This is a genomic window from Clostridioides sp. LIBA-6822 (genome assembly GCF_056688955.1).
This window is the reverse complement of record NZ_CP196995.1, coordinates 4076349-4089433: the sequence shown is the minus strand read 5'-3', so window position 1 is coordinate 4089433 and position 13085 is coordinate 4076349. Positions and strand designations below refer to the sequence as shown.

Here is a 13085-nt window from a genome sequence, read left to right as displayed (position 1 = left end):
GTGTCAAAAAAATAAATCTGAAGTTTATGCAGGTAAATCAATGGTCAAATAAAGATAATTGATAAAGTAATTTTAAAAAATGTATATAAAATTGACTGACATAAATATTTTATGTATTGACAAAAAATTCAAATTAATTTATATTTGGATTAGTGGTAATAACCACTTTGTTTAAATAAATTTTTATCATAAAATAAAAATACCAAAACGTCTATAATATAATTCTAATAAATTTTTTAATATAAACTAAAAATAAATTATGAAAATAATCAAAATGTATAGAGTGTATTTAAAAATTAGTTTTAGTAGTAATAAAAAGTCCAAGTAAAAAATATAAAAAGATATATTTTTTTTACATTTAAAAGTGGTTATAACCTCACTACCAAAAATAAATGTTATAAGTATGAAAGGGGAATAAAAATGTTTAAACTAGAAGAACAAAAACTAAAAGATTTAGGTGCAATAATAACGACTAATGAAATAAAACAACAACCTGAACTATGGTTAGAAACTTATGAAATATATAAATCCAACAAAGAAAGATTAAGTAGATTTATAGACACAATAAGTAATAATCATGGGCAGTTTAGAGTTATATTTACAGGTGCTGGAACTTCAGCTTATGTAGGCAACTCAATACTTCCGTATCTTAAAAATAAAAATGACATAAGAAAATACATATTTGAAACAATACCTACTACAGATATAGTTTCTAATCCATATGATTACTTAAAAAAAGATGTGCCAACGTTATTAGTTTCATTTGCAAGAAGTGGAAATAGCCCTGAAAGTTTGGCTGCTCTAAATTTGGGGAATCAGGTTGTAGATAATTTTTATCATTTAGCTATAACTTGTAATCCAGAAGGAGAACTGGCTAAAATGACTAAAAATGATGAAAATAATTACTTATTATTAATGCCATCAAAATCAAATGATAAAGGTTTTGCTATGACAGGAAGTTTTTCATGTATGATGTTATCTGCTATGTTGATATTCGATAGTTTAGAAGAGGATATAGAAAAGTCATATATACATGCAATAATTGAGATGGGAAAAAATGTTATAGATAGAAAAGATGAAATACATGAGTTAATAAATAAAGATTTTGATAGAGTTGTATACTTAGGCTCAGGGGGATTAGGTGGTTTGACACAAGAAGCACAACTAAAACTTTTAGAACTTACAGCAGGGAAAATAGCTACAGTATATGATTCTCCTATGGGATTTAGACATGGCCCAAAATCATTTATTGATGAAAAGACACTTGTCTTTGAATTTGTATCTAATTGTTCATATACACGAAAATATGACTTAGATGTTTTAGAGGAAATAAAAAGAGATAAACTTGCTAAACTTGCTTGCTCAGTATCAGTAGAAGATGAAAATAATTTCTCAGGAACAAAGTTTGAATTTGAAGGAAAGTACAATAAATTACCAGATGTGTATCTTGCAATGCCATACATATTATTTGCACAAACTATAGCATTATTTGTATCTATAAAAGTTGAAAATAAGCCAGACACACCTTCAGCTACGGGAACAGTAAATAGAGTAGTAAAAGGTGTAACAATATATGAATACTAAAAGCATTTGTTAAAATATTATAATTGAATAATTTGGGGGGTATCAATGTGGCATTAGTAACAACAACATCTATGCTTAAAAAGGCACAAGATGAAGAGTATGCAGTAGGAGCATTTAATGTGGAAAATATGGAAATGGTAATTGCTGTTATAGAAGCTGCTGAGGAGTTAAATTCTCCAGTTATATTACAAACTACTCCGTCAACTGTAAAGTATGCAGGGCTTGATTATTATCTAGCAAACGCAAAGGTTGCTGCAGAAAGAGTAAATATACCTGTGGCAATGCATCTAGACCATGGCTCAAGTTTCGACCTTGCAATGAAAGCTTTAAGGGATGGATATACATCAATAATGATAGATGGTTCTCATGAAAGTTTTGAAAATAATATATCTCTATCTAAATCAGTAGTGGAAGCATGTAACCCGTCTCTTATACCAGTTGAAGCAGAACTTGGAAAAGTTGGAGGGAAAGAAGATGATTTAGATGGTGGAGACAATAATGATTATACAAATCCAAAAGAGGCAAAAGAGTTTGTCGATAGAACAGGGGTATCTTCATTAGCTATAGCTATAGGTACAGCGCATGGGCTGTATAAAGGTGAACCTAAAATAGATTTAGACAGATTATCAGAAATTAAAAAAGTAGTTTCAATACCTTTAGTATTACATGGAGGTTCAGGAATACGTGATGATATTATAAAAGAGGCTATAAAAAGAGGGATTACAAAAGTTAACTATGCAACTGAATTAAGAATTGCATATAGTAATGGAGTTAAAAAAGTTTTAAGTGAAGATTCTGAAGTTATAGACCCTAAAAAATATGGATTAGCAGGACTTCAATCAGTAAAGGACTTTGTAAAAGAAAAGATTAAAGTATGTGGGTCTGTAAATAAAGCATAAAAAATAAAATATCCTAAATTTATTTTAGATAAGTTTAGGATATTTGTTATATGAAAAATTTATTTCATTTATAGCTATAATGGTGTATTTTTTTCATTTAATTGATGAAAAATATCAGCTTTTATTGGTAAAGTATTACATATATAATTAAAATATAATAAAAATTGAACTATATATTTTATTGTTATGAAATATATATCTTAAATTTTAGTGCTAAAATATACTAGGATATAAACTTCGATAAATACAAATAAAGAGGTTAATTTTTATAAGAAGATATTTTTGTTTATAATACTACTTTGAAAAATATAATAATACTGGGGGAGGTGGTGATATGAGAGAACGCATTATTCTTGAAACATTGAAAAATAGTAGTGGTTATCTAAATATAGATTATTTTGCAGATAAGTTGGGGGTATCTACTCGAACTATCAGAAATGAAATAAAAAAGATAGAAACTATAAAAGAATGTAATGGTTTCAAATTAGAATATAAGTCTAAATTAGGATATATTCTAAATATTAAAGACCAAGATAAATTCGAGCATTACCTAAAAAACTTACCCTCAGACTTAGTTGAAAATCCAGAACAACGGTTGGAGTCTATAATAGTAGAACTTTTAATAAATGAAGGTTATAAAACTATAGAGCAGTTAAGTAAAAAATTTTTAGTCAGTTCATCTCAAATAAAAAATGATTTGAAAAAGGTAGATGAAAAGATAAAAGATACAGAATTAAAATTAGAAAGAAAGGCTCATTATGGAATCAAAATAGAAGGCTCTATAAAAGAAATTCAAAGTATATTAGTGGAGAGTTATTTTAAAGGTAATAGAAATATAACAGAGTATAGAAATAAGTTTATAGATAATTTTAAATTAGATAATATCAGAAGTACAATAAAAAATGTCCTTAATGAACATAACTTAGAAGTTAACTTAACAGAGCTTGAGGAGATATTAGCACAAATTATTATATTGTATATAAGAGTTAGTATGAGAGTGGCGAGAGATATTAATGATTTAGACTTATATACAGAAGATTTAATTATAGATGACTTATTAGATAAAATTTTTAAAGATAAAAAATATAACCTTACTCATGACGAAAAGTATTACTTAAAACAACTTATAAAACTAAGGACTAAAGATAAGAAAGCCACTATAAAGAATATAGATAAAAATAAACTTCAAGATATAATGTATGAATTTTTTAGAGATATAGATAAAAAGTATGACTCTAATTTTTTGGAGGATAAAGAGTTTCTTAACTTATTTTATTTACATATTGCATGTTTAATAGAACGCATAAAGAAGAATCACAAGATAATAAATCCTTTTTCAGTTAAGATAAGTCAACAGTATCCAACTGTTTTTAATTTATCTATTCAATTTTCAAAAATTATAGAAAATGAGTATCATATAAAAATAAGTCAAGATGAAATAGGTTTTATAGCAACTCACATTGCTGTTCCTTTTGAAAAAAGAGAAGAGGCTAATTTTAATAAAAAATATAAGATAGCAATAATATGCTCTTCTGGCGGAGGTAGCGCATTTTTGATAAATTTAAGACTTAAAGAAATCTTTCCAAATGCTGATATAAAAAACTTTTCATTACTAGAAGAAAAGGCTGTAGTAGAATTTGCACCAGATTTGATTTTTTCAATAACAAATCTTTTATTTGAAATAAATACTCCAGTTATTCTTATAAATGAAATTTTAGACGAACTAGATTATTTGGATATTAAAGAAAGTATTAGATTTGCAGAACATATAGGAAATATATCAAGTCCAAAACAATACATATTAGGTCTGTTTGATAAGAATCATTTTAGATGTATAAAAGATAAATTCAAATATAAGGATATCCTTGATAGCATGTCACAATGCATAGTTGATGAAGGAGCTTGTTCTCCGACCTATCCTAAAGATGTGTGGGAAAGAGAGAGCTATTTGAGCACTATTTATACAAATGGTGTAGCGATACCTCATCCAATTGAAATGACAGGTAATAAAAATATTATATCAGTGGCCTTGATACAAACTGATATTAGTTATGAAAATAGAGTGCCAAAGATTATTTTCATGATTTCATTAATAAAGGGAAATCTAGAACTTCATAAACAGATATCTAAGTATCTAAGTAAGATTATGACAGATAAGGATATGGTAGATATGCTAAATAAGTCGCAATCCTATGAAGAGTTTATATATAAGTTAAAAATCTACCTGGGAGGTTAGACATGAATATAGAGTTTTTTAAGAGATTATCAGAAGCAGATGGTATAGCATCTAATGAAGAGGAGGTTAGGCAAGTTTTATTAAAAGAATTAAGAGATTATAGTGATAGAGTTATATGTGATGGGTTAGGAAGTATAGTTTTTTCTAAGATAAAAGATGAAAATGCACCAAATGTAATGATTTGTGCTCATATGGATGAAGTTGGATTTATGGTGAGGAGTATAGATAAACTTGGTATGATTCACCTAATAACAATAGGAGGGGTAAAACCCCTTGCACAGTTTGTCCAAAAAATTAGAATTACAACAAGAGAAGGAAAAAAAATACCTGCTATCATAAATGCCACATATAATAATGGCAAAGCTGAAAATATATATGCAGATATTGGAGCATATACAGAAGAAGAGGTATACAATTTAGGGATTCATGTTGGGGATATGGTGACCTATACAACAAACTTTGAGGAATTTGCTCTGTCAGACCGATTAGTGGGAAAAGCTTTTGATGATAGAGTAGGATGCTTTGTTATGGGTGAGGTTTTAAAAGCGTTAGAGAAGAAAAATCTAAGCTGTAATATTCACTTTGCAGCTACAAGTAGTGAAGAAGTTGGAATAAGGGGTGCAAAGACAGCAACACAGTTGATAAATCCTGATATAGTATTTGTGATAGATGTAGCATGTGCTAAGAACGAGTTTGTAAGAGACTATACAAATCAGAAACAAATTGATAAAGGTATAATGCTAATGCATAGAGACAGGACTCTAGTCCCTAGTAGAAAAATGATAGATTATGTAATGGAAATTGCTGATGAAAACAACATACTACTTCAACACGATATGTTTGAATCAGGTGGAACTGATGGGGGGGAAGCACATCTTGTAAATGAAGGGAAACCTTGTGTAGTAACTTGTGTACCAGTCAGATATGGTCATTGTGCATTTTCGATAGTAAGTAATAAAGATTTAGATGCCATTATAAGATTATATACACAGTTAATTTTAAATTTTGATGAAGAAAAATATAAACATATAAGAAATTTTATTTAAAGGAGAAAAAGAAAATGTCAACAGAAGTGCAAATAATGGAGCTTATATCAACTGCAGGAGAAAGTAAATCAAAAGCTTTCGAAGCTTTAAAAAAAGTTAAGGCAAAAGATTTTAAAGGAGCAAAATTGTTAATAGAGGAGGCTCGTAAAATAGATATTGAAGCTCACAGAATACAGACAGAATTAATAACTCAAGATTTAAATGAAGATGTTGAAAGTCCAGCAATGAGTCTTTTAATGGTACATGCCCAAGACCACTACATGACTTCTCAACTAGCGAAAGATTTGATAGAGGCTTTGATAGATTGTTTTGATAAGTAGTTGAAGTGTATAAATAAATTATTTACATAAATTTTCTTTTAGAAAGTTTTAAATACTTTCAAGAGATAATAAAAAATACAAATTTTAGGAGGAATTATTATGAAAATATTATTATGTTGTGCAGGTGGATTTTCTACTAATATGCTAATGCAAAATATGAAGAAGGTAGTAAAAGAAAGTACTAAACTTAATGAAAAAGATTTTGAATTTACAGCTATACCAGCAGATTCAATAGAAAGTGAGGTTGATGATTGGGATATAGTACTTATAGGTCCTCAAATAGCTCACAAAATAGATTTTTTAAAAGGAATATTAGAGCCTAAAAATAAACCTTTTGCAGTAATAGATAAAGATGTTTATGGAAAAATGGATGGAGCTACAGTTATGAAGTTAGCATTAATAACTTATAAGAAACATCAATTAGCTCAAGGATAATAAGAATATTGAGGGAAAAGGGGGATTAAATATGTTTTCAAAATTTGAAGCGTTTATGAATAGAGTATTTATGCCTTTAGCTCACAAGGTTGACAATCAGCGTCACCTTGGTTCTATAAAGGCTGGTATGGTAGCTATGACACCATTCACAATATTAGGAAGTATATTTGCAATACTTCCAGCACTTCCAAACATGCTTGGAGAAAATAACTCAATAAGCAAATTCATATTGAATAATGCAGCAATACTGGACTTGCCAGTAAGTCTTTCCATAGGTTTGATAGGATTATATGCTTGTATGTGTATTGCTTTTAATCTAGGTAATTATTATAAGTTATATATACCAGGTTGTGTTGCATTATCAACTTTTTCTTTTCTATTCCTAGTAGCATCATTCACACCAGATGGTGCATTAGAAATAGGAAACTTAGGAGCTAAAGGGCTATTTACAGGGATGATAGCAGGGCTTGGTTCTGTAGAGTTATATAATTTCTGTAGTAAGAAGAATATTACAATAAAAATGCCAGAAAATGTACCTGATTTTGTATCTAGGTCTTTTGAGTTAATACCAACTACTATAATAGTTTGTGGTACTTTTATAGTTGCTCGTTTTATTTCATTAAAAGTGTTTGGAGAATTACCTCCACAGATACTTACTCAATTTTTATCTCCATTAGTAGGAAGTATGGATAATCCATGGTCAGTTCTTGCTCTTAATTTTGCGATATGCACTATATTCTTTTTTGGAATACATTCATCAGTATTTAGCCCTATAACTAGACCTATAATGATTACATTTATAGCTGAAAATATAGCAGCTATGCAAGCTGGTGAAACAATACCTCATTTCTTTACAGCAGGAGCTTCAAGTGCATTCTTTGGATTTACAGGTTGTGGAATTAGTATAGGTTGTGTAATCGCATGTATGTTATCAAAAAATTCATCTTATAAAAAAATTGGACGTGTATCATTATTCCCTGCATTATTTGGAATAAATGAACCAATATTATTTGGTGCACCTATAATATTAAATCCAATAATGTTTATACCACATGTATTTGGTGGAGCTATAATAGGTACATTACCAATGTTTTTTATGCACTGGGGATGGTTAGCAAAACCAGTATTTGACCCTCCATATGTAGGAGTATTCTTAGAAGGTTTTTTAACTAATGGAGATTGGCATTCTATATTAGCAAATGCATTACAATTAGTATTAGCAATCTTGTTATATTGGCCATTCTTTAAAATAATGGAACGTCAACAAAACAATAAAAAACAAAAAGAAGAAACAAAGAACATATTCTCTAAAGAAGAAGAAGACCTATTAGATGATTTAGGTCTGGATTTCTAATATTTTGTTATGAATAATACAATAGAGAGACTAGTAGATTTAATCTATAAAAGAGGTGTTGACGCTCTTTTGATTAAGTCCAAAAATACTAAAAAATACATAGGAGCATTATCGGGTAGCGGTGTGTTTGTACTTATTACTAAAGATAAAAAGTACCAAATTCTAGATGGTAGATATATTGATGAAGCAGATAAAAAAACGAGTGGTTTCATAAAAAGAGTTGTATCTCAAGGTTCTTATATACCAAATATAATCGAATTATTAAGAGAATTGAATATAGGAAAGCTAGCAATAGAAAATCAGGCTATGAGTATACAAGAGTATATTTTGCTAAAAAATGCAGGTTTTGAAATCAGTTTAATAACCAATGAATTATGGAAATTAAGGGCTATAAAATCTAAAGTAGAAATTGAACTTATTAAAAAGGCATGTGAGATTACAGATGAAGTATTTAGTGAGGTTATTTCTGAGATTAAAAAAGATATGACCGAACTAGAAGTATCAGCTCTAATTCAGTATCATGCATTGAAAAAAGGTGCAAGTGGAATGTCTTTTGAAACAATAGTGGTATCAGGAGAAAGAGGAGCAATGCCACATGGAAGACCTACAAACAAAAAACTGAGAACGAATGAGGCTATAACAATAGATTTTGGTGTTGTTTATCAAGGGTATCAATCGGATATGACTCGTACAATATCTATAGGTAAACCTCCTGAAATTATTCAAGAGATATATGATGTGGTATTAGAAGCACAATTATCTGCAATAGAGTCAATAAAAGAAGGCGTTAAAGCCAGTGATGTTGACAAAGTAGCTAGAGAAATTATAGATAAACATGGATTTGGTGAGTATTTTAATCATGGTCTGGGTCATGGTATAGGTCTTGGAGATGGTGAGGTTCCTACCCTAAATCCAAATAGTGATGATATATTAATAGAGGGAATGGTAATGTCTTGTGAGCCAGGAATCTACATTCCAAATATAGGGGGAGTTAGGATAGAAGATGACATTGCTATAATAGATGGAAAAGGTGTCCCACTCAATAAGACATCTAAAGATTTTATGATATTAGGAGAATAAAATTATGAAATATAATTTTGACAAAGTATTAAATCGTAAAGAGGGGAATTGTAGGAAATGGAGCAACCATGTAATTAAAGAAAAGTTTGACTTAAATGAAGATGCAATTCCTATGGATTTAGCTGATATTGATTTTGAATGTGCTCCTGCCATAAAAGAAGCTATTTTAAAAAGAGCCTCAGTAGGAGATTATAGTTATACTTTTATAGGAGATGGCTTCTATGATGCTGTTATAAATTGGAACAAAAGACGATTTGATATATATGTAGAGAAAGAATGGATAAAGTTAACTTTTGGTACTGTTTCAACTCTTCATTATATAGTCCAAGCATACACTAAAGAAGGAGATGGTGTATTGATAAATACACCTGCCTATGACCCTTTTGCAGAAGCTGTAGTAAATAATAATAGAAAGTTATGCTGTAGTTCATTAAAATTAGATAATAATAGATATTATTTAGATTTAGAAGATATAGAAAAGCGAATGAAATACGAAAATATAAAATTATTTATATTCTGTAGTCCACAAAATCCATCAGGTCGTATATGGACAAAGGAAGAACTGTATAAAGTGTCAGAGTTATGCTTAAAGTATAATGTACTTTTGGTAAGTGATGAAATTCATAGGGATGTAGTATTTAAAGGTCATAGATTTGTGTCTTTATGGAATTCTCATCCAGAAATTTATAAAAATAGCATAATCTGTGTATCTCCTAATAAAGGATTCAACTTAGGAGGATTAAAAACATCTTATGTACTAATAAGAGATTTAAAAGTTAGAGAAATTTTGTTAGAAAGACTAAAAAGTAACTCAATAACTTCTCCAAATGTATTTGCAATACCAGCAATTGTTGCGGCATATAATGAAAGTGAAAAATGGTTAGATGAAATGACCAATTATGTAGAAAATAATTTTCAAATAGTCTATGAGTTCTTTGAGACATATATACCAAAAGCTAAGGTTATGAAATCAGACTCTTCTTTTCTAGCTTGGATAGATGTGAGAGAAGTATTTAGAAATGAAGAAGAATCGAAAGAGTTTTTTAGACATGCAAATATAACTATGGTAGTTGGAAGTTACTTTGTAAAAGATGGAGAGGGGTTTATCCGTCTTAATATAGGGTGTCCTAAAGAAACATTAAATGAGGCTCTAAATAGAATTAAAAAAACGTATATAAATATGTATTGTTAAGCCATAAAAAATAAGATATTTATAGGCTTATGTAAAAACATATTATTTAGTTATCAAATATTACTGGAATTTTGTATTCCAGTAATATTTTTTGATTAAGGAATATTAAATAATACCACTTCATATTATTATACTAACTTATATTAACATATTTTATAACTTTGGTAACACATGTAACTGACTCTTATTTAATGTATATTTATACTGTAAGAAGCAGTAAAAACTTTTCCTTTACTAAGTTTATTAATGAATTTCTTGTCTTTATAAATTTTATTGGAATACATACTATCAGCAAGACCATACCAAGGTTCTATACATAAAAATGGAGCAGTAGAATTAGACTCACTATAATAAGGAGTCCAAATACCAACTAGAGGGAAATCTAACATAGATAGAGTTATATATTTGCTACCATCATTATTACATATAGATACTTCATCTATATTGGTGTATATCAAGGCATCATTCTTGAATAGTTCCGGATTTAACTGTAAGTTTTTTAAATCACTAATAAATGTTATATCATCAGTAAAAGAACCATTTAAATTGATTTTTTCCACATCATTTCTTCTTTTAAATTCAAGATGATATTTAGAAAAACCATTTTGTTCAAAAAAAGGAATATTAAATGCAGGATGTCCACCTATAGAAAAGAATATATCTTTAGAGTCAGTATTTTTTACAATCCACTCTATATTTATACTGTTAGCGTTTAATGTATAATTTATAATTAGTTCAAAAGAATATGGATACTTTTTTAAGGTAGATTCATTGTCTATTAACTTATAAGATATGAATGTATCTCCTTTGTCTACAATTTCAAATTCCATATCTCTAGCAAATCCATGCTGAGTCATGCTGTATAGATTTTCTTCTATTATAGTTTCATTATCAAAAAGTTTACCTACTATAGGAAATAATATAGGGGATTGTCTACCCCAATATTTCTTATTGCCATTCCAAAGAATGTCTTTGTTATATTCTTTAGAAAATATTTTAGTGAGTTCAGCACCAGAACTGTTTGATTCTATAATTAACTTTTCATTTTGTAAGATATTCATTTAAAATCTCCTTTATTATATTTTATGAGTATATTATACTATAAAGTATAAGGATTATTAAATTTTATTTGATATTATATTTGAAAGGTAGATTTTAGTATATTTTGAAAATTTTGTTTTGAAAATTTGGGATTATTTAAGAAATTTTGTATTATAAATAGAAGGAAATAGATAAATTGTATAGAATAAAATATATTAAGATAAGTTAATAATGTTAAATGGGAAGTGAGTTTATGGAGAAACCAAATACAAAAGTTGTTAACTTTCAAGAGTATAAGGACAGAAAAAATGAAAGAGAAGTAAACCGAGACGAACTTTTAAAGCTTATAAAAAAAATTGTGACTTCAAAATAGGGAGTTGTTAAACTCCCTATTTTAATGGGTTTCATAGTTATTAAGACATTCTAAGTCCATCTATATAATCTTTGAATTGTGAGAAATCTGATTCGCTACTCAACTCTATAGTTTCTGAACCTTCCGTATAAAAATTCTTAAGGTAGATAGTATAATTATTATCTACACAGTCATGATAAATACATCTATATCCATCTTCATATAAATTTTTTAATTTAGAAAAATCATCCACAATATCATCTCCTTAAAGTTCTTTTAAATATATTTTTACAAAAATCATCGGATTGTATGCAAATTCATAATGTAAAATAAAGGAAATACAGATAAAATGTAGAATAATTTTTGTATATATGTAAAAATAAAAATAAAAAGTTGAAATTTTTAGAAAATAAGAGTATTTTTTATCTAAAAAGATAATTTAAAAAACAAAAAAATGTTGGGAGGATAGAAAATGAGTTTATTAGAAAGTATATCAAAAAATATATATTCTTTAGATAATTCTTCTATTGAAAAAACAAAGCAGAGATTGGACAGGCTTATACATCCAACTGGAAGCTTAGGAAAAATAGAAGATATTTGTATGCAATTATCAGGAATATTTGGCAATGAAAATTTTGATACAAGTAAAAAAGTTATAATAGCTTTTGCTGGAGACCATGGTGTATATGAAGAAGGAGTAGCACCTGACCCTCAAAACATAACAAAACTACAATTTCCAAATTTCTCAAAAGGTCTGTGTGGAGTTGGAGTAATAAGTAAATTTGTAGGGGCAGATGTTGTAGCTGTAGATGTAGGAATAAACTGTGATGAAAAACTAGATGGAGTATTGGATTATAAGATTAGAAAAGGAACATCAAATATGGCTAAAGGGCCAGCTATGAGTAGACAAGAGGCTATTAGATGCTTAGAGATAGGAATTGAAATAGCGGAACAGTGTATAGAAAAAGATTATAAGCTTATTGGTATTGGAGAGATGGGTATAGCAAACACTACTCCAAGTACAGCAATAATATCTGTGATTTCAGGATGTGACCCATTAGAAGTTACTGGTATAGGTGCAGGTCTTAAAAAAGAAAGACTAAAACATAAGGCTGAAGTAATTAGAAAGGCTATTGAGATTAATAATCCAAATCCAACTGATGGAGTAGATATTTTATCTAAAGTAGGAGGATTTGAAATAGGTTCAATGGCGGGTGTTATATTAGGCTGTAGTGCTAATAGAATTCCAGTAGTAATAGATGGATTTATTTCTTATGCAGCAGCATTGATTGCATATAAGATAAATCCAAAAACTAGAGAATATATGATAGCATCTCACTCGTCAGCAGAATCAGGGACTAAAAGAGCCTTAGATATATTGAAATTAGACCCTTTACTAAATATGGACATGAGGTTAGGTGAAGGAAGTGGAGCTGCTTTAGCATTTAATATAATAGAAGCTTCAAATTATACTTATAAGAATATGGCAACTTTCGATGAAATTGACATGGGAAGATAAGACATAAAAATTTAATATATAGGAGTG

General features: G+C 28.7%; 12 protein-coding genes. 10 read left to right on the top strand and 2 right to left on the bottom strand.

What is annotated here, in order from left to right:
• Positions 1-420: 420 nt before the first annotated feature.
• The 9 genes from ACTG48_RS19380 (at position 421) to ACTG48_RS19340 (ending at position 10146) form a co-directional block, all read left to right on the top strand.
• Positions 421-1584 (top strand): SIS domain-containing protein, encoded by a 1164-nt coding sequence (locus ACTG48_RS19380; RefSeq protein WP_479917748.1) that lies wholly within the window; start codon positions 421-423, stop codon positions 1582-1584.
• Between the two features lie 47 nt (positions 1585-1631).
• Positions 1632-2483, top strand: coding sequence for a tagatose-bisphosphate aldolase subunit GatY (gatY, locus tag ACTG48_RS19375; protein ID WP_021386363.1), 852 nt, complete (start codon positions 1632-1634; stop codon positions 2481-2483).
• Positions 2484-2817: 334 nt separating this feature from the next.
• Entirely contained in the window at positions 2818-4719 is a 1902-nt protein-coding gene (locus ACTG48_RS19370; protein WP_479917747.1) for a BglG family transcription antiterminator, read from the top strand.
• A 2-nt stretch (positions 4720-4721) separates the two neighbouring features.
• Complete coding sequence (gene ypdE, locus ACTG48_RS19365; protein ID WP_479917746.1) at positions 4722-5765, top strand: aminopeptidase; 1044 nt, start codon at positions 4722-4724, stop codon at positions 5763-5765.
• Between the two features lie 14 nt (positions 5766-5779).
• Positions 5780-6085 (top strand): PTS sugar transporter subunit IIA, encoded by a 306-nt coding sequence (locus ACTG48_RS19360; RefSeq protein ID WP_021386337.1) that lies wholly within the window; start codon positions 5780-5782, stop codon positions 6083-6085.
• Positions 6086-6184: 99 nt separating this feature from the next.
• Positions 6185-6520 carry a PTS sugar transporter subunit IIB gene (locus tag ACTG48_RS19355; RefSeq protein ID WP_021386367.1) on the top strand — a complete coding sequence of 112 codons (336 nt, stop codon included), beginning with the start codon at positions 6185-6187 and terminating at the stop codon, positions 6518-6520.
• A 31-nt stretch (positions 6521-6551) separates the two neighbouring features.
• On the top strand, positions 6552-7874 hold the full coding sequence (locus tag ACTG48_RS19350) for a PTS sugar transporter subunit IIC (RefSeq protein WP_021386355.1): 1323 nt from the start codon (positions 6552-6554) through the stop codon (positions 7872-7874).
• A gap of 9 nt (positions 7875-7883) precedes the next feature.
• Positions 7884-8954 carry an aminopeptidase P family protein gene (locus tag ACTG48_RS19345; protein WP_479917745.1) on the top strand — a complete coding sequence of 357 codons (1071 nt, stop codon included), beginning with the start codon at positions 7884-7886 and terminating at the stop codon, positions 8952-8954.
• Between the two features lie 4 nt (positions 8955-8958).
• On the top strand, positions 8959-10146 hold the full coding sequence (locus tag ACTG48_RS19340) for a MalY/PatB family protein (RefSeq protein ID WP_479917744.1): 1188 nt from the start codon (positions 8959-8961) through the stop codon (positions 10144-10146).
• A 188-nt stretch (positions 10147-10334) separates the two neighbouring features.
• On the opposite strand, the gene ACTG48_RS19335 is transcribed toward ACTG48_RS19340, so the two are convergent.
• Both ACTG48_RS19335 and ACTG48_RS19330 read right to left on the bottom strand, forming a co-directional pair.
• Entirely contained in the window at positions 10335-11207 is an 873-nt protein-coding gene (locus tag ACTG48_RS19335; RefSeq protein WP_479917743.1) for an aldose 1-epimerase family protein, read from the bottom strand.
• A gap of 393 nt (positions 11208-11600) precedes the next feature.
• The gene (locus ACTG48_RS19330; RefSeq protein ID WP_003425777.1) at positions 11601-11792 is read right to left on the bottom strand and encodes a hypothetical protein; all 192 of its coding nucleotides are present in this window, start codon (positions 11790-11792) and stop codon (positions 11601-11603) included.
• A 219-nt stretch (positions 11793-12011) separates the two neighbouring features.
• Between ACTG48_RS19330 and cobT the strand changes: the two genes are divergently transcribed.
• Positions 12012-13058 (top strand): nicotinate-nucleotide--dimethylbenzimidazole phosphoribosyltransferase, encoded by a 1047-nt coding sequence (gene cobT / locus ACTG48_RS19325; protein ID WP_479917742.1) that lies wholly within the window; start codon positions 12012-12014, stop codon positions 13056-13058.
• Positions 13059-13085 lie beyond the last annotated feature (27 nt).